Here is a 20,063-nt window from a genome sequence, read left to right as displayed (position 1 = left end):
GTGCAATCCTTGCAGATTACAGGAATGAAGCAGAATGTTCTCTTCTTGCAAAGGGCAAGCATGCGAAAGCTGATTAAAGGAAAGCATGAGAAACGATGCTCCTTTCTTGAAAGAAAGGGGGACCGACGAAGTCGGTGGATAGTTGATTCCACTTTGTTTGAATAAAGGAAAGTAGAAGGATATCACATATTTCCCTCTCTGGAGAGAAAGGGTGGAATGACGACAAGGGCTTGTCGTCATTGGCTGTAAGTCCATAGAATTATGAAATCTTTGATTTCCATACTATTGACAGCCCGGTCTTTGCTGGCGGCTGGTGGAAAGTAGAATGCTGTATGTTAGAGTGAAGGAATGAAGTAAACAGGCGGCTCATCGTCTTTTTTTCCATATCATTCCCTTGAGAAAGTCTCGGACTTTCTCACCGTCTTTTCTTTTGATATTAAGGCGCCGATCTTGAGCCGCAGGCTCATCCCCCCTCACCTTGCTTTTACCAGATACACACATTACAATTAATATAAGTGATATTCATAGACTTGAATGTTTTTTAATGACTAACAGGAAAGAACGGACTCCGGCAGATGGTTTTGTGCTATGACTGGAGACAGGAAGGCAATCGAAGAGATTGCTTTTTCTGCAGGTGGGTTTTCCGGTGCCGTCGTTTCCAGGGGAGGTTTCTATGACATGGTTTTCAGAGCATAAGAAGATACTGAGTGGGGCAGCGATTCTCTGCCTTGTCTGCGGAATCGGATGGGGTGTGTATGAGCATTATGCCAACGTGAAAAAACCATTGGTTCTGTATGGAAACGTGGATATTCGGCAGGTATCTCTGGCATTCAACAGCAGTGAACGTATTGATGAGATGACGAAAAATGAAGGGGATACGGTGAAAAAAGGGGAAGTGCTGGCCAAGCTGAATACCCGTCCTCTGGAACTGGCCATTGAACGGCAGAAAGCGGCTATTTCCGCACAGGAAGCACAGGTAGAGAAGCTGCACAATGGAAGCCGCAGCGAAGATATTGCTGCAGCTGAGGCACAGGTCAATGCGCTTAGCGCTACCGAAGCCAATGCGCGGGTGTACTATAACCGTATGCTCAAATTAAGAAGCACTGGGGCTATAAGCAAGCAGACGGCAGATAATGCGGAAGCGCAGTGGAAGAGTGCAGATGCTAATTTAAACAATGCCCAGGCTGTGCTGGACAAGGCAGTCAACGGGGCTCGTAAGGAAGATGTGTCGGCAGCGGAAGCCCAGCTGGCAGAATTGAAGGCGCAGCTGAAGACTTATGAATATAATCTGAGCCAGGCTACGCTGGTGGCACCGGAAGACGGCGTTATCCGTTCCCGCCTGCTGGAACCAGGCGATATGGCATCGCCAAGTGTTCCTGTCTATATGATCGGCATTACCAGTCCTAAGTGGGTCAGAGCTTATGTGGCAGAAGACCGCCTGGGGGATATTCATGAAGGTATGAAGGCAAAGGTATATACGGACAGCGATCCAAACCATCCGATAGAAGGACAGGTGGGATATATTTCCAATACCGCTGAATTTACACCTAAGACGGTACAGACGGAAGAGCTGCGCACAGCTCTGGTATATGAAGTCCGCATTTATGTTCAGGATCCGGGCAATAAGCTTCGCATGGGGATGCCGGCCACGGTTAAGTTTTAAAGGATAGAAAGGTCGGAAAACGATGACACATATAGTGGAAGCGATGCATGTCTCTAAAGTGTTCCACCATACGGCGTCCGGCCATCCGGAAACGGCTCTGCAGGATGTGTCTCTTACGGTGGAGCAGGGGAAGATTACCGCGCTTATTGGGCCAGACAGTGCCGGGAAAACCACCTTTATCCGCATGCTCTGTGGGCTCATGTTTCCCAGTGAAGGACAGCTTAACGTCCTGGGAGAAGACATTACGAAAAAGGCGGAAGAAGTGCAGGACCGTCTGGGCTACATGCCACAGAAATTCGGTTTGTATGAAGATCTGACTTGCATGGAAAATATGAATCTCTATGCGGATCTGCATGGTATTCCTGAGGAAAAGAGAACGGAACGGTTTAATAAACTGTTCATTATGACCGGACTGGCTCCGTTTACCGGGCGTCTGGCAGGTAAACTGTCAGGTGGGATGAAACAGAAGCTGGGACTGGCCTGCACGCTGGTGCGCAGCCCGGATCTTCTGCTTCTCGATGAACCGACGGTAGGGGTAGACCCCATGTCACGCCGGGAACTCTGGGAAATCATCAAAAGTCTGGTAAAGGAAGAACATATTTCTGTTCTTGTTTCCACCGCCTATATGGAGGAAGCGGAACTTTGTGATGATGTATATATCCTGAACAAAGGGCGTATTCTGGCCCATGGGACACCGGAAGAGATACGGAACCGGTCACAGGGGCTTTCCTACTGGATGCCTGTACCCCAAGGCATTCCGGCCAGGGTAGTGCAGTCGGCCCTGCTGGATGAAGAAGAGCATATTGAAGATGCTGTTCCGGAAAGAGGAGGGGTTCGTTTTGTTATAAAAAGAGGAGAAACGCTGGCGGATATTCAGGCGCTTTCCCTGTACCCCTCCTGTAAGGCCGTGGCTATTCCCTGCCGCCTGGAAGACAGCTTTATGATGATTCTCCGGGAAGCACAGAAACGAGAACGCCTCATGGAAGGGTTTGAACTGGATTATACGGCCAAACGACATATTTCCAGCCATGTGGATATTCATGTCCACAATCTCCTTCGCACATTCGGGGATTTCGTGGCGGTGGACCATACGTCTTTTGATGTGCATAAGGGAGAAATATTCGGACTCCTTGGGCCGAATGGCGCCGGAAAGTCTACTACCTTCAAAATGCTCTGCGGGCTTTTGCCGGCTTCCGGCGGGGAACTATCCGTAGCGGGAGTCAATCTCCGCACCGCCAGAGCGCAGGCCCGGGCCAACATCGGTTATGTGGCTCAGAAATTTTCGCTATACGGAACACTTACGGTGAAAGAAAATCTCCGGTTTTTTGGCGGTGCCTACGGTATGTCGAAGAAGAAAATCTTTGAACGTATGCGCGTAGTACTCCGCATGTTTAATCTGGAAGGCAGGGAAGAAGATATTGCCGGACAGCTGCCGGGCGGATATAAGCAGCGACTGGCCATGGCGGCCGGACTTCTGCACGAACCGAAGATACTGTTCCTCGATGAACCGACCAGCGGTATTGATCCACTGGCAAGGCGCACCTTTTGGAGGCAGATTACTGCACTGGCCGCAAAAGGCACGACCATCATTATTACGACACATTTCATGGATGAAGCGGAATACTGTGACCGCATGATGATTCAGGATCAGGGAAAGACCATTGCTTTGGGAACACCGGACGAAGTGCGTAAGCGCGGCGGGGACAACCTCACCATGAATGAAGCGTTCATTGCCATTGTCGAGGACAACCGGAAGAAGGAGGCAGAGGAAAATGGATGATTTCCTGCGAAGACTCACCGCATTGATTAAAAAGGAATATAAGCAGATTGTGCGGGATCAGAGCAGTTTCATTATCGGGGTAGTCATTCCGATTATGATGATTCTTCTGGTAGGCTATGGTATGTCCCTGGATGTAAAGGATGTACCGGTAGCCGTCGTTATGCAGGATCCATCGCCGACTGTGCAGGATATGTTTTCCTTTATGGACGGTTCTTCTTATTTTAATCCCCGATATGTGACTACGTACCATGAAGGGGTATCCCTTATGGATGACCGGAAAGTGGATGACCGGAAAGTGGATGCCCTGGTAGTAGTACCTCCGGATTTTACCGAGTCTCTCCGCAAGGGAGGCGGCCATGTACAGATTATTCTCTGGGGTGTGGATCCGACTACGGCTAAGACGGCCCAGGGGTATATGGAAGCCGGACTGGCGGCATGGCAGCAGGCGCATATGCGGGAGTATATGACCAGTTACGGTACAAGGCTGGGGATGATCAGCGTGTCGGCCCGCCAGTGGTACAATGATGCCAATACCAGTACCTGGTTCTTTGTGCCGGGACTGATTGTGCTGATTATGACCATGGTAGGCGTATTCCTTACCACCATGGTCATGGCCAGAGAGTGGGAACGGGGGACGCTGGAGTCGCTGTTTGTCACTCCGGTAAAGCCGCTGGAAATTGTCCTTTCTAAATGGATACCTTATTTCTTTGTGTCCATGGGCGGGTTTGCCCTGTGTATGATAGCGGCGCGCTATCTGTTTTATGTGCCTATCCGGGGGTCTGTTCTCATAATCATCCTGGCATCCATGATTTATCTTCTTACAACGCTGGGGCTGGGCCTTACCATTTCATCGTTGCTGAAAGACCAGTTCATTGCCTGTCAGATCGCCCTTCTGGTATCTCTTCTGCCGACGGTTATGCTCAGTGGATTTATTTTTGATCTGAAGAGTACCCCGGAGTTTATCAATGCCGTAGGGCACATTATGCCGGCCACCTATTATATGGAACTCCTTAAGACGTTGTTCCTGGTGGGCAATAACTGGGGAATGATTGTTAAAAACTGTACGATTCTCATCGTTTACGGTCTGTTTTTCTTCGGATTATCCGTTGTGGTTACGAAAAAGAGGCTTGAATAATGGACAACATTCTTTTTTATCTCCGCCGGATTCTGTTTATCATACGTAAGGAATTCCTGGCCACGGTAAACGACCCGAAGAGCCGGGTCATCCTCGTCGTGCCGGCTATTATACAAACCCTGCTTTTCGGCTATGTGGCGTCATTTAATCTGGATCGGGTGGATTATGCGCTGCTGGATATGAGCCACAGTCATTATTCGGAAGAGCTGGCAGCTCATCTGGATGGAAGCGGTATTTTCCGCCGGGTGGCCACTCTGGGAAATACGGGACAGATGGCGCAGTTCATAGAAAATGGCGAAGTCTCCGGCGTTATCGTGATCCCTGCTGATTTTGCGGATAAGCTGGTGCAGGGACAGACGGCACCGGTCCAGGTCATTACCGATGGACGGAATACGGTCATTTCCAGTCTGGTCTATAATTATGTGGCAACTATCGCCGCTTCATACAACCAGGATCTGCATCTGGGAAAACATCTTCTTACCGTGGATTCCATCACCTGGTATAATCCGAACCAGATTACCCGGTGGAATTTCCTGCCGTCCCTTCTGCCTATGATCAGTCTGATTCAGGTTATGCTTCTCTCCGGACTTTCTGTAGCCAGAGAAAGAGAGCAGGGGACGTTTGACCAGCTCATGGTGACGCCGCTTACTTCTTCGGAAATTCTGGCAGGAAAAGCGGTACCGCCTCTGGTCATCGGCCTGCTGCAGGCACTGATTGTACTGCTGCTTGCCGTATTCTGGTTTCATGTAAAGGTTATAGGGAATCTGATTACTCTTTTTATAGTCATGTTTACCTTTCTTCTGTCCTGCGTAGGCCTGGGGCTGGCTATTTCTGCCAATTCCAAAAATATGCAGCAGGTCATGGTATATAACTTTGTGGTGCTGGTACCGATTATCCTGCTCTCCGGACTGGCTACACCGGTGCGGAATATGCCGCAGGCGCTTCAGTACTTCACCTATATCAACCCTATGCGATTTGCTATCGATGCGGTACGGCGCGTTTATATCGAAGGGGCGTCCCTGGCAGCGGTATCCCCGGATTTACTGCCTATGGTGGTGATTACCCTGGTAACTATGCCGTTTGCCGCCTGGATGTTCAGAAATAAACTGGGATGAAAGGGCACGGCCCACACGTTCATTAAACGACAGTTCTTCAATGGTATGTTTCATAAGACTTTCTCTGATAAAGAGAAAGTCTTTTTTGTAGAGAAGGATGTCTTCAGGCAGTATATCGGGGGAGATAAGAATATACATATAAAAATAATTTAAAAGGAAGAAAAGTTACGGGTATAATAGAGTGAAAATCACCAGAATTGAAAAGGTGCATAAAAACTGGCTAAACAGCAATTATCAGAGGAAAGAGAGCGCAACAATGAAGAAGGGGTACACACGAAATCTCATCATACTGGCGATGATGGGGGTGGGAGTATTACCGGGAATGTCTGCCTATGCGGCGCCTCCGGCTATTTCAGCAGGAGATGCGGCTGTTCTTGCCGATGGTGGCAATCAGGCGAATGTGATAATGAGAAAAAATCAGTGGCAGGACAGACAATGGATGCAGAAACAGGTGGCTGCCGGCGAAAAAATGAAGAGTTAGCCGCAGGAGACAGAAGAGAAAAATCAGGCTTTTGCTGCTTCAGAAAAAATTAAAGTCAGTGGTTTCCACATTATTGGACAGGATATCTATCCGGAGGAAAACCTTAGAGCGCTGTTGTCAGACTATCAGGGAAAGGACATGTCCTTTTCTGATTTGCAGAAGGGAGCAGACCGGATTACATCCTTTTTCCGAAGCCATGGATATATTGTGGCAAGGGCGGTAATTCCGCAGCAGGATGTTACCAATGGTACGGTGATTTACCAGGTGGAAGTGGGGCGGTTTGATACGCCGGAAATCATCAACCACACAAAGATTAAGGATACGGCGGTTCAGCATCAGGCCCAGGCCATCCGGGAAGGGGAATATGTGACTCGGGAACGGCTGGAACGAGCCGTATGGCTTGTTTCCGATATGGCAGATGCCGATGCCAGGGTGGCGCTTTCCCCGGGAAAAGATCCGGGGACGGTGCATGTAAGGCTTACCGTAGAGCCCTATGAGACTAAGCACGGCCTGGTGACGGCAGATAACTACGGGAGCCGGGCTATGGGATATAACGAATATGGAATCAACTATGATTTCACCAACCCCAATCTGTATGGCGACCATTTCATGACAGGGATTTCCACGTCGGGCAGACATATGTTCAAATGGGGCGTAAATTACAGGACTCCGTTATTCAGAGATGGATTAAACCTGCTGGCCTGATATAATGTGTTCAGCTATGACATGGGCGATGAATGGGAAATATACGATGGCGTAGGCACTTCCCGCACCGCATCCATTGGCCTGGGATATGCGCTTCGCCGGAGCCGTCTCCACAACCTGTATACAGGATTACGACTGGAGCACAGCCGTATTAAGGATGAATACCGGGCCTTTGATGCTACCTATGGGGATAAGAATGGAAATGCCATGGTGCTGTCACTCCGGGGCGATGATCAGGACACAGAAGGCATGACCGACTGGACGCTGGAATGGAAACTGGGGCATATCTCCAATGCAGCCTTTACCTCTGACAATATATATTCCCGATGGCTGGCCGGAGATTACTCCAGGATACGGGGCGGCTATTTCGGTAAACGGTACCTCCTATCCTCTGGCTAGAGGAACAAAGAGTGGGGTTAATTATCTGGGCTATAAGAATGGCAACAATGTGATTCAGCTGACTATGCAGCAGCTTCAGGAACTGGCTCGGGATGCAGCAGGAAGGGCACTGAACCAGAATGATACCACGACCATGAAAAATGGCTTTTCCGCTTATACCAATCTGGTGGATAATATCCGTCGCCTTCTGGCTACCACGAGAGGAAATAACGATGGTCATAATGCAGTATATGCGATAAACGTCGACCTGAAGCAGGCTGTGGCGAAAAACGGATATGCTCTGGATAAGGCTGACGGTACGCTGGAACTCGTAAAGAGAAGCGCATCCATTTCCGGAATCGGAAGTCTTACCTATGGTGATACCGATGGAACCATCAAGACCTGGGATGGCCAGGTACAGGGACTGGCCGATGGCAGCCAGATTACTTATAACACATCCATTAAGGATGGCAGTGCATATACCCGGGACCGGGGCAGTAGAAATACAGCCAATCATGGGACATATGCTGATTCCGTGGACTTTAATGACATTACCATCACGGATGCGGAAGGACATGTCATTTCTGCAGATGCCAACTATGACTTGTCAACGACAGGGACCATTCAGGTTAATAAGGCAAAACTGATTATTGATACCGCTGGAAATACTCGGGAATATGGGCAAGCAGCAGAAGTGGCTTCGGATATTGTCGGGGCAGCCAGCATCCGCCATGCGGATACCGCGGTGGTCAATGGCGATACGGCAGCGGATATTCTGGCAGAAATGGGGCTTTACACTACATCGGATGCTCTGGTTACTACAGCGGGCGGGCAGCGGACCAACCATGTGGGATCCTATGACCTGACTGCACACTTTACGGATACATCCAATTATGAAGTATCTGCCGGAGTCACCGGCAAGGAAATACTTACGCCGAAGACTATCTATGCAGAAGTAACTGGCAGCGGCAGCGATTTTGACCATATTGCGTGGCAGGTTGTCAGGAATCCGGAATCCCAGCTGGTCAATGGTGACCAGGGGGTATTCCAGTATGGCCTGGGACCGGTCATTTCCCGTAAGGACCAGCTGTTTGGCGTAGATATGACTATGAATGGGAGATACCCTCCATAATGGAAAGGGCGTTCCTGCCTATGAAAATGACTACGTATTCCGGACTTCCGGAGCGGTGACCCTTACGTTCAATCCGCTGGTTAAGCCGGATGTGTGGGAACATGGCGGATATCGTCCAAGGGATAATCATGAAGTAAATCAGTACGGAACGTATGGCGCTGAACTGACTGCGTCGGAGAATCGGGTCATTCTGTCCCCTACTGGCATGCGACTCCCGGAACCGACACAGACGCCTGGTGAGGAAAGAACGTATACAACGATTCTTTCCACCCGGGATGGAAGCGGGGAATTCCAGCTGGTTTACAACGGAGTATCTCTGTCTGTAAATCCGGTGGATGAGAAGGCCAGAGAACTGGTGCGCAAGGGAGATGCCACAAAGAATGTGGCATTGACCGAAGCAGCTATCCATATAGGATTTACCCAGCTGGGACTCGACCTGATAGACCTCAAGGGGGTATATATTCACTTGAACTGAGAAGACCAGGATGGAGTGAGAATTGAACCATGAGGAGAATCAACAGATAGTGGGAAGCTGAGCTTGTGCAGTTATAAGTCGGTGTGACACTTTCCTGGACTGATGTCAGACTGGGAATCAGAACGGTTTCCTGTCTGACAAAAACAAAAAACAGACCTTCAGATGAGGTCTGTTTTTTTCGTATATAAAGAGAAGGATTTGGAAACTATGAGAAGGGAAATGGATGAACTGAAGCTTAGGATTCGATGTTCCCTGGCTTTAGGGGCCGGTCCAGTGGAGAGTGCAGGGAGAAAAGGAAAGCCTTTTTCCTCAACTTTCGTACCTTCCATTTTTTACAGTATCACCACCAGATAGGCGGCATAGGAAGCGAGCAGGAGAAGTCCCTGTATTCTTCCTGCTTTTTCACGGATGAGAAGAGGCAGTATACCGATGAGGGTGATCAGCAGGCAGGCGGGAAGGTCAAAGGTGACGGCGGAAGGTGCCGCCGGGAGGGGGTTTCCGGAGGCCAGAGAGCAAAGAGGGAGAATCAGGGTCAGGTCCAGAATGTTGGCGCCGATGATATTACCTGCTGAAAGATCATGTTCATTTTTTCGGATAGCGGCCAGGGTGGTTACCAGTTCAGGAATGGATGTGCCTACGGCTACCACGGTGATGCCGATGATTCGTTCAGGGATACCCAGCAGCTGAGCCAGGGATGTGCCTCCAAATACCATAAGGCGGGAGCCTATCAGGATAGCGGCTGCACCAAAGAAGAAGCCCAACATATTTCTGATGATGTTTCGCCTTGAGGTATCCATGTGTTCTCTGGTTTCGCGGGTGTGCTGCCTGTGCTGCCTGCCGGCAGAAAGGTTGCGGTATACGAAGATGAAAAAGAAAAGCATCAGCAGGAGGGTGGCCGGAGTGGACAGGAATCCATTCTGACAGCCCCACCAAATGACGGCAGCAGAAAAGATAAGGAGGAGGCTCTGCACCAGATAGTCGCTGCGGCGGATAGTGACGTTCATAAAGAAAAAGGCAATGCCCAGAATGAGCCCCGTGTTGGAAATTACCGTACCTACCGCATTGCCCGCAGCCAGTTCAGTGGATCCTTGCATAGCAGCCATAACGGAAACGGTTATTTCCGGCAACGTGGTGGCGATGCTGACAATGGTAGCGCCAATAATGAAAGCAGGGATTCCTGCAGCTCTGGCAATCCAGCTGGCGGAATCTACAAACCGGTCTCCTCCCTTAGCAACCAGAAATATACCGGCAACGAGCAGAACAGCAGCGGATAAGATGTGGTGCATTTCATTTCCTCCAATAAAAAAACGGCATGCCTGTGCATACCGGAATGGGATTAGCGGCAATCCGAGCCCGTGTATGGTATTCATACATGAGTCTCGCTCTTTCAGTCATGCCAGATCGCAGGATCAGTATGTTGACATGACGCCTGATTACCAGGTGTGCTACTCCCTCAACCGCTTTATTCTATCGAAGAAAAATATCTTTGTCAAACCCAAAAAGTGGCTATGAAAAAAGAGGAAAATCATTTTTTTATAGCCACAGGCTGCAAGAATGACAAGGTCAGGTCGGTAAGCCTTCAGCTCAGGGCTGTGCAATCCCATGGGAATTGCAGGGGAAAGCGGAATATTTCCTATAAAAGCTAAGAATGCAAAACGTTTCCCGTTCTGGAGAGAAAGGGCGGACCGCCAGCCTTTGGCTGGTGGGGGAAAGTAGAATCCACTATGTTGGGATAAGGGAAAGCATGCAAATGTTCTGAGTTCTTTCAGTCTGAATCATCTGATTGTCTGCAGACGGCTACAGTGGTTTGTCGGTGGAAAGTAGAATACTGTATGTGAATCCATGGGATATGTTGCTCCTCACTTTTTTATAAAAGAAGCTATTCGCAGAATCCACCCCCTGTGCCTCTGCAGGAGGCACACCGACCTGCCATGATGAAGTTAAGGCACCGACCTACATCCGTTCAGGATGTACCGACCTGCGAGCTGTGGGCTCGCACCGACCATGAGCCGAAGGCTTATCTTATCCGGATAGCAGAATCGGTCAACAGGGATAATATATCTTTTCCGGACAGCAGGGTCTGTCCTCCCAGAAGACGGAGGAGAAAGCCTTTCTTATGTTCTATCTGCCAGAATTCTACGTGCTTATCGTTATCTTCACCCATGAGATGAAGCAGATGGTCATAGGCATCATAATATCCGCCGAACTCGTCAATCAATCCATTTTCCCGTGCCTGAACAGCACCTACCGGACGACCATCAAACATTTCGTCCTGATTTTTAATGTCCGGGCGGTGGGAAGTACGAGATTTCTGAAAATGTCGTGTGTTTCTCTGGCAAACCCGTTGAGGTATTCTTTTTCTTCTTCGGTCATTTCCCGGGACGGATTTCCAATATCCTTCATTTTTCCGGCTTTGATGGTTACGTAGGTGACACCCAGCTTTTTGGACAGGCCTTCAAAATTAGGGATCTGCATGATGCATCCGATGGAGCCGGTCATGGTTCCACGGGTAGCAAATAGGGTATCTGCTACGCAGGCAATCATGTATCCGCCGCTGCAGCATACATCCGCCATGGTCACTACCACGGGAATCTTGCGTTCTTTCTTTACCCGATTCAAAAGAAAAAAACTCCGCCGCTACCAGAAGGTACAGACGAAGTCTTTCAGAATTTATGCGATTAAGGTTGCTTTCACTACGCAGAAATTATGCGTGGGAAAGACCCATTTTGCTGGTTTCCTTGCAGATGTTTTCCAGTCCCTGAGTCAGAGAAAGGCTCTGGGTATAGAAATATTCACCTGCCGGGGTGAGGCTGAAGTGGCGGTTTTCACGGCTGAGCAGAGAAACGCCAAGTTCCTTTTCCAGAGAACGAACCTGCTGGGAAATAGCGGACTGGGAAACGAAACATTCGGCAGCAGCTTCTGTGAAGCTATGGCAACGAACTACTGCCTGGAAATACTTGATGCGACGAAGCATGCGATGACCTCCCTTTTTCATCTAAAATTCTTATACTCTTTAAAATAGGCACGATATCCATTATACCGCAAAGGATGAGCCATTTCCATATAATGAAATCATATAAGTTTATTTTTTCTTATAAATACTTTGTGGAAAAGGCAGGTACGATTAATGGGAGGAACGTATTCCTGTCTGAAGCCGGACCGCATGAACCATTTGATGGGTTAAGGCCTGTGGTTTTGAGCTGCAGCGCATCCGGAAAGTTTGTCAAAATGGTTTCTCTGTGCATAAAATAAAGGAATGTTTCTTACAGGAGGTTATTATGAACTACGGAAAGAACAGGTGCCCATGGGCTGGCACATCGGCCCTCATGCAGGTATATCACGACAGAGAATGGGGAAAACCATGTCATGATGATCAGTACCTTTTTGAAATGCTGACACTGGAAGGAGCGCAGGCCGGACTGTCCTGGCAATCTATCTTGCAGCGAAGGGAAGGGTACAGACAGGCATTCCACCGCTTTCAGATACATAAGGTGGTAGAAATGACGGATGAAGAACTGGAAGCACTGCGGGAGAATCCTGGAATTATCCGGAACCGGCTCAAAATCTATTCGGTCAGAAAAAATGCCAGGGTGGTGCAGGAGCTGGCTCGGGAGTGGGGCAGCTTCGATGCCTGGCTCTGGCATTTTACAGAAGGAAAGCCCATCGTGGGGCACTGGAAGACCATGGAGGAGGTACCGGCAGAGTCCGATTTGTCACGGCAGCTCAGCCGGGAACTGAAGAAACGGGGAGCCTCCTTTGCAGGCCCTGTTATCATCTATTCCTTTCTCCAGGCGGTAGGCATAGTGAACGACCATCTGGAAGGATGCTTATGCAGAAAAGATAGATAAGAGAATTGAGGAGAAAAGACAGGTTTGAGCAATGAGGCTGGAGGGGCAGATTGGCAAAGCCAATCTGCAGGTGGATTCTGCGGACCATGAGCGAAGCTCATAAATGTATTCTCCCTCATATCTCCAATCTGCTTTTTCCGTCTGATTTCCAGGCAAAAGAAAAAAGGGAGTCATAACCAAACGTTGTCATGACTCCCTTTTACTTTTTTCGTGAACTCTAATCTCTGTTTATCTTTACTTTAATACCTGGCGGAGCATCCAGTTGTGCTTGGACAGGCTGGCGATATAATCATCCATCTGGTTAGATACCAGAATCTGGTTTTCTTCGTCTGCGGCTGCCTTCACTGCGTATACTTCATCAAGAAGGTATTCAAAGTCAGCCAGTACATGGCTATAGGCTTCGGCAGAAGATACTTCTCCGCCTGCGGCTTCTTCAATTCCGCTCAGGCTGAGGAACCCCTTCATGGTGGATGCCGGGCTCATGTGAAGCTGAAGCATCAGTTCAGCCACTGCATCCGCATTCTCATTCATTTCATCATAGTAACGTTCCAGCTGAGCATGGTCATCAAAGAAGTGTGCTCCCTTGAGGTACCAGTGATAGCTCTGCAGCTTGTGGGATACAACTACCATATCCGCCAGTAAAGTATTCAGTCTGTTTTCCATAATTATCTCATCCTTTCTTTTATCTCACTCCGGTGATTCCGGAGCATCTATTGTTTGTTTCTGTTATAATTATAGTGTGCATTGAATATAATAGATATAAGGATTTACCGCAAAATTATAAGAATAGTACAAATATAATTATAAAAAATCGTACAGAGGTGAATTATGAAAAATATGAACCCATCGACCACAGGGAATTCGGCTGCTGTGTCGTTTTCCGAGCTCCGTATGGTCCTCGATTCTCCGAAAACCCAGAGCCATATGCATGAAATGGCACACTGGCATGATGAGCTGGAGGGGATTTATGTGCTGACAGGCAGCATGGATTTTTATCTGGATGACAGGAAACTGACCCTTTCTTCCGGTGATTTCCTCCTTATTACCTCATCCGCCATGCACTACAGCAAAGCTCATGATGAAAAGGACAGCCTTTTTCTCCGCCTGTTCATCCATCCATCCCTGTTTTCTGCCAGTGAATCTCTGCATCCACTGCTTCTTCCCTTTCTGGAAGACAGAGAATCAGAATTCCTGCTGCTGCGTGCGGAGAAGAATTCGGAAAACCTGAAAGATCTGCTGCTCCGCATGCACAAGCTGCTGGAAACACGGCCGGCGGGATTCCCACTGGAATGTACCGGTCTGGTGCATATCCTTCTCGCCAGGTTGTATCCCCTTATCCATCAGTCTGATGTGATTATGGGCACGCACATGGGGCCGGATGTGGAGGCGCAGCGTCGCATGATCGCCTATATCCGGAAAAACTATCCGGAAAAGATAACCCTGGCTGACATAGCCGAAGCCGGACTCATGTCCCGGTCCAAGTGCTGCCAGCTGTTCAAGAAATACGTAAACAGGACTCCCGTGGATTTCCTGAACACCTACCGTCTGGAAATGAGCCTTCGCCTGCTGAAAGAAACCGAGCGCCCGATATCCGACGTCTCCCTCTCCTGCGGATTTACCAGCCAGAGCTACTTCACCAAACTCTTCACGGAAAGGTACCACATGACCCCGAGTGGCTGCAGAAAGAAATGAAGAAAAATGGGCCTGCAGCCTTTGAGCCGCCGGCCCATCTCTGCCCATCCTTGCCCGTTTTCTGATTTCCTTATACACTATAGATAGCATCATACATTGTATGGTACAGATAGTATATTGGAAATGGAGGAATGGGTATGAGAAAGAGTTTTGAACCGAGAGCTTGGTTGTATCCGGAACCGGTGCTGGTCATTGGTACATATAATGAAGACGGTACAGCTAACGCTATGGTGGCCGCGTGGGGGGCTATGAGTGATTATAAGCAGATTTTTATTGCTCTGGATCTGAGCCATAAGACAGCGGACAATATTCGAAGCCGTCAGGCCTTTACGGTAAGCATTACCGATGCGGCTCACATTCCGCAGGCAGATTATGTAGGCATTGTGTCCGGCCACGATGTACCAGACAAGGTGGAGGTTGCAGGGCTCCATGTATGCCGCGCTGAAAAGGTGGATGCGCCATATTTTGAAGAATTCCCGCTTACTTTTGAATGCAGTCTGGCTGAGCTGGATGAAAACAAGGAAAGAGTGTTCGGAAACATTGAGAACATTACGGCCGATGAACGCATTCTCGACGGCAGAGGCCGCATTGATGTGGAAAAACTGGCACCCATAGCCTTTGATCCGGTAAGCCATACCTATCTGCATGTATCCGGCAAGGCAGGACAGGCTTTCCACGATGGTCTGGTCTATAAAAAATAAAGAATATGGGACAGCGACTGGTGTATCCGTGATATAATAAATCCATATGTGTCTTTTTCTCTTAGGAAAAGGTTGATTATAAGGAGTGAACGAATAGATTGGCCACTGTCATATTTGACTGGGATGGAACGATTGCTGAATCCGGGGAAGGTATTACCCGATCAGTGCAATATGCATTGGATACGGTAGGTATCAAGGTGCCGGATCTGAGTGATTTGACGCATTTTATCGGACCGCCGCTTCGCGTGGAATTCAAAAAGACATACGGGATGTCTGATGAAGATATTGAAAAGGCGATTACCGCTTTCCGTGCCCGGTATGAAAGCGAGGGCATTTTCGAGTGCCGGCTGTATCCTGGGATTGAAGATGTGATCAGGGATTGTGTAGACCGTTTTGGTATGTCCATTGCCGTAGCATCCAGTAAGACGGATTATCAGCTGCACCGCCTGGTAAAACATTTCGGGCTGGACAGCCTGTTTGATGTGGTGCGGGGGGCGACACCGGATGCGGAGAGGCCAGGACATGGTGTTCCGGGGAAATCCAATAAAGCCGTAGTAATTGAAGAGACCCTGTCTCATCTGGAAATGAAGTATGGAGAACTTATCCGGATTGAAGACACCTACATGATTGGTGATACCGCCTATGATATGGAAGGGGCAGAAATGCAGGGAATTCACGGCGTAGGTGTAACCTATGGTTATGGCAGCCGGAATGCACTGGAAGAATACGGAGCAGAAAACATAGTGAACTCTGTGGATGAACTGTACAGCTACCTGTCTTCCCTCACATAATAAAAAGGGTTGTGAAAAAATAAGAAATTATTTTTTCACAACCCTTTTTGCATCTTCAAATCGTACGGTGGAAGATAAATGGGAAAAGACTGCGAATGCAGCGGTCTTTTCCCTGGTTTTGCAGGCTCAGGTTATGCAATTTTCTCAAACAAACGGTTGAGGTGAGCCTTGAAGACCAGAAGTGGTCCGAAAACTATGCCCAGGGAGGCCTGAAGGATTTCAAACGGAAGCTTGATGATGGCGTATTCCGGAGTGGCGTATACATATGCGCGGCCCAGTGAATAGCCAATGACCATGATGATGCCGCCCAGAATGGCGCCGACCATGGCAGCGGCCGCCTTGTGGTCCTTCATCAGGTGGTGTGCACACCAGGAGATGACCAGTGCCTGCAGGCCATGAGTTACCAGAGAGACAAACATCGGCGCCGGATAAAAGAAAAAGTCACCAAGGAATGCGCCAACGCCGCCTACCAGGAAAGCATAGAACGGATCCAGCAGGATGGCGGATGCTACGATAACCGTATCATTGAAATACAGATGCCCTCCTGGTACAGGAACTCCAATCGAAGAGAGGATAATGTTGCAGGACATAAGTACGGCGGCAAGACATAGCTTGCGGGTATGAACAGAAATATTATTGTGGTTATTCATAATGACACTCTCCTTAATGCAGGTACTGCGGATATGCTGTTGACCTTTCAGACCCTATGTGCGGGTATTGGCACACATGAAGGCGGCATTTCCAGGGAAAGACCGGGGGATGTATGGAATCCATCGTCCGTAGTTGCGTAAATTTCAATCTGTATATTATTATAAGAAGTAACTGAACTTATATAAATAACCAGAATGAGAAAGGATGATATGACCAGATGAAATATAAACTCAATGACCAGTCGAGCCGGCCTGCATATATGCAGCTTTATGCATTAATTCGGGATGATATTATTGACGGGGTGTACAAACTGGGAGACAAACTGCCATCCAAACGGATTATGGCCGATGATACCGGAGTCAGTGTCATTACGGTGGAACATGCCTATTCCCTTCTGGATGAAGAAGGGTATATTGAAGCCAGGGAGCGGAGTGGGTATTTTGTCAGCTACCATGAAGAGGATACGGTGCATATGGAAATACGGCCGGTTCATCAGCCTGTCCGTATGGAGGTGGATAAGGAGGCGCTGGATTTCCCATTTGCCAAATATGCAGGCACTATGCGCAGGGTAATAACCAGGTATGGCACACAAATTCTGTCCCGCTCGCCGGCCCGCGGAGTGGCGGAGCTTCAGGAAGCGATTACCGTATATTTGCGACAGGTCAGAGGTATCGAGGCGGAGCCAGAGCAGATTGTTATTGGGGCCGGGGCAGAATATCTGTATTCACTCATTGTACAGATGCTGGGACGCGACCTCCGGTATGCGCTGGAAGATCCGTCTTATGACAAGATACGGAAGGTCTATGAAGCCAATGGTGCATCCTGCGATAGCTTGATTATGGGAGAAAACGGAATTCTGACCAGAGAACTGGAACGAACCCGGGCTACCATCCTGCATGTTACACCATTTCACAGCTTCCCAAGCGGAATTACCGCATCGGCTTCCAAACGGGCGGAATATATCCGCTGGGCGGTGAAGAGAAATGGCATTATCGTAGAAGATGACTATGACTCAGAATTTACGCTGTCCACCAAGGTAGAAGACACTATATTCAATATGGCACCGGAAGGCCATGTCATTTACATCAACAGTTTTGCCAGGACCATCGCGCCATCCATCCGTATTGCCTATATGATTATCCCGCATCAGCTCATGGGGCTCTATCGCCAGCGTATCAGCTTCTACTCCTGCGCGGTGCCGGTATATGAACAGCTGGTACTGGCAGAATTTATACGGAGCGGCGATTTTGAACGGCGTATAAATAAAGTAAGGAGAAAATTGAGAAAACAGATGGAAGGAAAAAAATGAATTTTACCTTTATAGTGCCGGAAGACCATGACGGGCAGCGGCTGTCCGATTTTATCCGTGGACGGGGCGTTTCAGCCCGCCTCTGGAAGAAGGTCAAGTGGCAGGGCACCGTATGCATCAACGGAGAACCGTGCCATCACGCCAAAACCAGACTGCATGCCGGGGATAAAGTGACGGCGAGCTGGGAAGAGGAAAACGACATTGTGCCGGCCCATATCCCGATTTCCGTAATATATGAAGATGAATGGCTTCTTCTGGTAAACAAGGGGCCGCATATGATTATCCACCCTACATCGAAGGAACACTACGATACGCTGGTCAATGCAGTGGCTGGCTATCTGGAGGCAAAGGGCGAGGCGGCAGGAGTGCATCCCATCTACCGGCTGGACCGAAATACTACAGGACTGGTACTGGTGGCAAAATCTTCCAAAGTGCAGCACGATCTGTCCAAAAGTCATGACCGGATTTACCGGGAATATGTGGCGCTGGCATCGGGGGTGTTTCCTATGAAGGAAGGTACGGTGGAGGCTCCGATTGGAAGGAAAGACGGCAGTATAATCGAATGGACTGTACGGCCGGAGGGCAAACCGGCGCGGACGGATTACCGGGTATTGCAGCAGATGGAGGACTTCGCCCTTCTGAGGCTCCATCTCCACACGGGAAGGACTCATCAGATAAGAGTACATATGGCATATATCCATCACCCCCTTCTGGGCGATGATTTATATGGAACAGCGGATTCGCGGATTGACCGGCAGGCTCTGCATGCAGAGATGATACGGTTTATCCATCCGGAAACGGGGGAGGAAATGGAATTTCATGCGCCCATTCCTGCGGACATGCTGTTCTGGAAAGGAGATAAGACATGATACGGACTGAAAAAAATGGAGTTTCCTGGTATGAATTTTCAATCTTTGGACCGGACGTACGAGGTGTGGTGACTACGTGCTGCGGCGGGGTCAGCCAGGGAATATATGAAAGTCTCAACATGAGTTTTTTCCTGGGAGATGATGAGGCACATGTGAAGGAAAACCGCATCCGGGTCATGCAGGCCCTGGGCGCCCGGGCGGAAAGGGCAGTGGGCGCAGTGCAGGTACATGGTACCCATATTGCCATAGTCGATGAATCCATGGCCGGCCGGGGAGGACTTTCCGCAAAGGGAGCCATACCGGATACCGATGGACTTATCACCAATGTGCCAGGGATTCCGCTTACCTTGCTGTTTGCTGACTGTACGCCCCTTCTTTTCAGCGATCCGGTACGGGGCGTCATTGGGCTGGCCCATGGTGGATGGCGGGGCAGCGCCGGGAACATTGTGGGAAAAATGACAGAGAAAATGAAGGCAGGGTATGGATGCCGTCCGGAAGATATCCGGCTGGGGATAGGCCCCTGTATCTGTCTGGAATCCTTTGAAGTGGGCGAGGAGGTCGTGCAGGCTTTTGCACCGTTCTTTTCCGATAATCAGCTGGGGCAGCTTTCCTCTTCGTCTTCTCATGGGAAATATCTGTTCAACCTGCCACTTGCCAATGCCTGGCTGGCCATGCGGTCAGGCATTACAGAAGAGCATATTGAAATGTCAGGCATAAATACAATGGCCAGTGACCTCTTCTTTTCCTATCGCCGAAGTCACGGAAAATGCGGACGACATGCAGCGGTGATAGTGAGATAGAGATGAGCTTCTCTCCTGGTCGGTGCGAGACAAAGGGGCATAGATCCGCAAGAATCCCAAAGCTTACAAAAAATAGCCTCCCATACGAAGCTCCCTTCTGAAATGATGACAATGTCTTGCCGTCAATGATATGTACCCATTATCCTGGACACATAAATCTAAATATTAAGCTGAACGCAGGGATGCTTTCCTATATTCTACGGGAGACATCCATTTCGTTTTTGCCTGAATCCGTTCGTTATTATAATAGTCAATATATTTCTTTACGGCCTGTGAAAATTCATCAAAGGAAGCAAAGTCATCTTCGCAGTCATAATACATCTCATTCTTCATCCTTCCAAAAAAGCTTTCCATAATGCTATTGTCATAGCAATTTCCTTTACGTGACATAGATTGAGTGATTCCGTGTTCTTTCAGCGCGTTCTGGTAGTAATCATGCTGGTATTGCCACCCTTGATCAGAATGGAAAATCAGACCTTCCAGGTGCGGGTATCGTTCGAACGCCTTATTAAGCATACGCTTGATCTGTTCCAGATTC

General features: G+C 48.9%; 23 protein-coding genes. 16 read left to right on the top strand and 7 right to left on the bottom strand.

Going from position 1 to position 20,063, the window contains the following annotated elements; all coding sequences use genetic code 11:
- Window positions 1-673: 673 nt before the first annotated feature.
- The 9 genes from BLQ79_RS07455 (at window position 674) to BLQ79_RS07415 (ending at window position 8,864) form a co-directional block, all read left to right on the top strand.
- On the top strand, window positions 674-1,663 hold the full coding sequence (locus tag BLQ79_RS07455) for an efflux RND transporter periplasmic adaptor subunit (RefSeq protein WP_091365416.1): 990 nt from the start codon (window positions 674-676) through the stop codon (window positions 1,661-1,663).
- Between the two features lie 22 nt (window positions 1,664-1,685).
- Window positions 1,686-3,443 carry an ATP-binding cassette domain-containing protein gene (locus BLQ79_RS07450; RefSeq protein WP_091365414.1) on the top strand — a complete coding sequence of 586 codons (1,758 nt, stop codon included), beginning with the start codon at window positions 1,686-1,688 and terminating at the stop codon, window positions 3,441-3,443.
- Window positions 3,436-4,578: an ABC transporter permease gene (locus BLQ79_RS07445; RefSeq protein WP_091365411.1), complete on the top strand. Its 1,143-nt coding sequence runs from the start codon at window positions 3,436-3,438 to the stop codon at window positions 4,576-4,578. Before BLQ79_RS07450 ends, BLQ79_RS07445 begins: the two co-directional genes overlap by 8 nt.
- Window positions 4,578-5,693 carry an ABC transporter permease gene (locus tag BLQ79_RS07440; RefSeq protein WP_091365409.1) on the top strand — a complete coding sequence of 372 codons (1,116 nt, stop codon included), beginning with the start codon at window positions 4,578-4,580 and terminating at the stop codon, window positions 5,691-5,693. The genes BLQ79_RS07445 and BLQ79_RS07440 overlap by 1 nt, the downstream gene beginning before the upstream one ends.
- Before the next feature lie 256 nt (window positions 5,694-5,949).
- Window positions 5,950-6,174, top strand: coding sequence for a hypothetical protein (locus BLQ79_RS07435; RefSeq protein ID WP_091365408.1), 225 nt, complete (start codon window positions 5,950-5,952; stop codon window positions 6,172-6,174).
- A 48-nt stretch (window positions 6,175-6,222) separates the two neighbouring features.
- Window positions 6,223-6,879 carry a POTRA domain-containing protein gene (locus tag BLQ79_RS07430; protein WP_091365406.1) on the top strand — a complete coding sequence of 219 codons (657 nt, stop codon included), beginning with the start codon at window positions 6,223-6,225 and terminating at the stop codon, window positions 6,877-6,879.
- 21 nt (window positions 6,880-6,900) lie between these two features.
- On the top strand, window positions 6,901-7,278 hold the full coding sequence (locus BLQ79_RS07425; RefSeq protein ID WP_091365404.1) for a ShlB/FhaC/HecB family protein: 378 nt from the start codon (window positions 6,901-6,903) through the stop codon (window positions 7,276-7,278).
- The gene (locus tag BLQ79_RS07420) at window positions 7,172-8,389 is read left to right on the top strand and encodes a hypothetical protein (protein WP_159427882.1); all 1,218 of its coding nucleotides are present in this window, start codon (window positions 7,172-7,174) and stop codon (window positions 8,387-8,389) included. The genes BLQ79_RS07425 and BLQ79_RS07420 overlap by 107 nt, the downstream gene beginning before the upstream one ends.
- On the top strand, window positions 8,370-8,864 hold the full coding sequence (locus tag BLQ79_RS07415) for a hypothetical protein (RefSeq protein WP_091365401.1): 495 nt from the start codon (window positions 8,370-8,372) through the stop codon (window positions 8,862-8,864). Before BLQ79_RS07420 ends, BLQ79_RS07415 begins: the two co-directional genes overlap by 20 nt.
- 332 nt (window positions 8,865-9,196) lie before the next feature.
- Here the strand turns inward: BLQ79_RS07415 and BLQ79_RS07410 are convergent, their stop codons facing one another.
- From BLQ79_RS07410 to BLQ79_RS07395, 4 genes are all read right to left on the bottom strand, one after another.
- Window positions 9,197-10,234, bottom strand: coding sequence for a calcium/sodium antiporter (locus BLQ79_RS07410; RefSeq protein WP_200779859.1), 1,038 nt, complete (start codon window positions 10,232-10,234; stop codon window positions 9,197-9,199).
- A 647-nt stretch (window positions 10,235-10,881) separates the two neighbouring features.
- On the bottom strand, window positions 10,882-11,130 hold the full coding sequence (locus BLQ79_RS07405) for a hypothetical protein (protein ID WP_091365399.1): 249 nt from the start codon (window positions 11,128-11,130) through the stop codon (window positions 10,882-10,884).
- Window positions 11,109-11,483, bottom strand: coding sequence for a S49 family peptidase (locus tag BLQ79_RS07400; RefSeq protein ID WP_091365397.1), 375 nt, complete (start codon window positions 11,481-11,483; stop codon window positions 11,109-11,111). Before BLQ79_RS07400 ends, BLQ79_RS07405 begins: the two co-directional genes overlap by 22 nt.
- An 85-nt stretch (window positions 11,484-11,568) precedes the next feature.
- Window positions 11,569-11,838, bottom strand: a complete 270-nt coding sequence (locus BLQ79_RS07395; RefSeq protein WP_091365394.1) for a LysR family transcriptional regulator — start codon at window positions 11,836-11,838, stop codon at window positions 11,569-11,571.
- Window positions 11,839-12,142: 304 nt separating this feature from the next.
- Here BLQ79_RS07395 and BLQ79_RS07385 point away from each other — a divergent pair, with 304 nt between their 5' ends.
- Window positions 12,143-12,712 (top strand): DNA-3-methyladenine glycosylase I, encoded by a 570-nt coding sequence (locus BLQ79_RS07385; RefSeq protein ID WP_091365389.1) that lies wholly within the window; start codon window positions 12,143-12,145, stop codon window positions 12,710-12,712.
- A 234-nt stretch (window positions 12,713-12,946) separates the two neighbouring features.
- On the opposite strand, the gene BLQ79_RS07380 is transcribed toward BLQ79_RS07385, so the two are convergent.
- Window positions 12,947-13,375, bottom strand: a complete 429-nt coding sequence (locus tag BLQ79_RS07380) for a Dps family protein (protein ID WP_200779858.1) — start codon at window positions 13,373-13,375, stop codon at window positions 12,947-12,949.
- Window positions 13,376-13,540: 165 nt separating this feature from the next.
- On the opposite strand from BLQ79_RS07380, the gene BLQ79_RS07375 reads away from it, so the two are divergent.
- From BLQ79_RS07375 to BLQ79_RS07365, 3 genes are all read left to right on the top strand, one after another.
- Entirely contained in the window at window positions 13,541-14,404 is an 864-nt protein-coding gene (locus BLQ79_RS07375) for a helix-turn-helix transcriptional regulator (RefSeq protein ID WP_091365385.1), read from the top strand.
- A 137-nt stretch (window positions 14,405-14,541) separates the two neighbouring features.
- Entirely contained in the window at window positions 14,542-15,105 is a 564-nt protein-coding gene (locus BLQ79_RS07370) for a flavin reductase family protein (protein ID WP_091365383.1), read from the top strand.
- A 98-nt stretch (window positions 15,106-15,203) separates the two neighbouring features.
- Window positions 15,204-15,896 carry an HAD hydrolase-like protein gene (locus tag BLQ79_RS07365; RefSeq protein ID WP_091365381.1) on the top strand — a complete coding sequence of 231 codons (693 nt, stop codon included), beginning with the start codon at window positions 15,204-15,206 and terminating at the stop codon, window positions 15,894-15,896.
- Between the two features lie 131 nt (window positions 15,897-16,027).
- On the opposite strand, the gene BLQ79_RS07360 is transcribed toward BLQ79_RS07365, so the two are convergent.
- Entirely contained in the window at window positions 16,028-16,546 is a 519-nt protein-coding gene (locus tag BLQ79_RS07360) for an ECF transporter S component (RefSeq protein ID WP_091365379.1), read from the bottom strand.
- 218 nt (window positions 16,547-16,764) lie between these two features.
- On the opposite strand from BLQ79_RS07360, the gene pdxR reads away from it, so the two are divergent.
- Genes pdxR through pgeF form a run of 3 tightly spaced genes read left to right on the top strand, consistent with a single transcriptional unit; the run spans window position 16,765 to window position 19,525 of the window.
- The gene (gene pdxR, locus BLQ79_RS07355; protein ID WP_091365377.1) at window positions 16,765-17,856 is read left to right on the top strand and encodes a MocR-like pyridoxine biosynthesis transcription factor PdxR; all 1,092 of its coding nucleotides are present in this window, start codon (window positions 16,765-16,767) and stop codon (window positions 17,854-17,856) included.
- The gene (locus BLQ79_RS07350; protein ID WP_091365376.1) at window positions 17,853-18,725 is read left to right on the top strand and encodes an RluA family pseudouridine synthase; all 873 of its coding nucleotides are present in this window, start codon (window positions 17,853-17,855) and stop codon (window positions 18,723-18,725) included. Before pdxR ends, BLQ79_RS07350 begins: the two co-directional genes overlap by 4 nt.
- A complete protein-coding gene (pgeF, locus tag BLQ79_RS07345) occupies window positions 18,722-19,525 on the top strand; it encodes a peptidoglycan editing factor PgeF (protein ID WP_091365374.1) in 804 nt (267 codons plus the stop codon). Before BLQ79_RS07350 ends, pgeF begins: the two co-directional genes overlap by 4 nt.
- Before the next feature lie 165 nt (window positions 19,526-19,690).
- On the opposite strand, the gene BLQ79_RS07340 is transcribed toward pgeF, so the two are convergent.
- A partial coding sequence (locus tag BLQ79_RS07340; protein ID WP_143270118.1) for an IS3 family transposase occupies window positions 19,691-20,063 on the bottom strand: 373 nt, incomplete at its 5' end.

Origin of the sequence: Dialister histaminiformans, from assembly GCF_900103425.1 — a bacterium.
GTDB classification, from domain to species: Bacteria; Bacillota; Negativicutes; order Veillonellales; family Dialisteraceae; genus Allisonella; species Allisonella histaminiformans.
This window is presented reverse-complemented; position numbering and strand designations above follow the sequence as displayed.

Excerpts from the sequence above, each read along its gene's own strand:
- BLQ79_RS07405 (WP_091365399.1), bottom strand. The coding sequence starts at position 11,130 with ATGTTTGATGGTCGTCCGGTAGGTGCTGTTCAGGCACGGGAAAATGGA.
- BLQ79_RS07425 (WP_091365404.1), top strand. The coding sequence starts at position 6,901 with ATGGGCGATGAATGGGAAATATACGATGGCGTAGGCACTTCCCGCACC.
- BLQ79_RS07395 (WP_091365394.1), bottom strand. The coding sequence starts at position 11,838 with ATGCTTCGTCGCATCAAGTATTTCCAGGCAGTAGTTCGTTGCCATAGC.
- BLQ79_RS07455 (WP_091365416.1), top strand. The coding sequence starts at position 674 with ATGACATGGTTTTCAGAGCATAAGAAGATACTGAGTGGGGCAGCGATT.
- BLQ79_RS07435 (WP_091365408.1), top strand. The coding sequence starts at position 5,950 with ATGAAGAAGGGGTACACACGAAATCTCATCATACTGGCGATGATGGGG.
- BLQ79_RS07445 (WP_091365411.1), top strand. The coding sequence starts at position 3,436 with ATGGATGATTTCCTGCGAAGACTCACCGCATTGATTAAAAAGGAATAT.
- BLQ79_RS07385 (WP_091365389.1), top strand. The coding sequence starts at position 12,143 with ATGAACTACGGAAAGAACAGGTGCCCATGGGCTGGCACATCGGCCCTC.
- BLQ79_RS07370 (WP_091365383.1), top strand. The coding sequence starts at position 14,542 with ATGAGAAAGAGTTTTGAACCGAGAGCTTGGTTGTATCCGGAACCGGTG.
- BLQ79_RS07360 (WP_091365379.1), bottom strand. The coding sequence starts at position 16,546 with ATGAATAACCACAATAATATTTCTGTTCATACCCGCAAGCTATGTCTT.
- BLQ79_RS07380 (WP_200779858.1), bottom strand. The coding sequence starts at position 13,375 with ATGGAAAACAGACTGAATACTTTACTGGCGGATATGGTAGTTGTATCC.
- BLQ79_RS07440 (WP_091365409.1), top strand. The coding sequence starts at position 4,578 with ATGGACAACATTCTTTTTTATCTCCGCCGGATTCTGTTTATCATACGT.
- BLQ79_RS07450 (WP_091365414.1), top strand. The coding sequence starts at position 1,686 with ATGACACATATAGTGGAAGCGATGCATGTCTCTAAAGTGTTCCACCAT.
- BLQ79_RS07350 (WP_091365376.1), top strand. The coding sequence starts at position 17,853 with ATGAATTTTACCTTTATAGTGCCGGAAGACCATGACGGGCAGCGGCTG.
- BLQ79_RS07375 (WP_091365385.1), top strand. The coding sequence starts at position 13,541 with ATGAAAAATATGAACCCATCGACCACAGGGAATTCGGCTGCTGTGTCG.
- BLQ79_RS07410 (WP_200779859.1), bottom strand. The coding sequence starts at position 10,234 with ATGAATACCATACACGGGCTCGGATTGCCGCTAATCCCATTCCGGTAT.
- BLQ79_RS07420 (WP_159427882.1), top strand. The coding sequence starts at position 7,172 with ATGCAGCCTTTACCTCTGACAATATATATTCCCGATGGCTGGCCGGAG.
- pdxR (WP_091365377.1), top strand. The coding sequence starts at position 16,765 with ATGAAATATAAACTCAATGACCAGTCGAGCCGGCCTGCATATATGCAG.
- pgeF (WP_091365374.1), top strand. The coding sequence starts at position 18,722 with ATGATACGGACTGAAAAAAATGGAGTTTCCTGGTATGAATTTTCAATC.
- BLQ79_RS07415 (WP_091365401.1), top strand. The coding sequence starts at position 8,370 with ATGGGAGATACCCTCCATAATGGAAAGGGCGTTCCTGCCTATGAAAAT.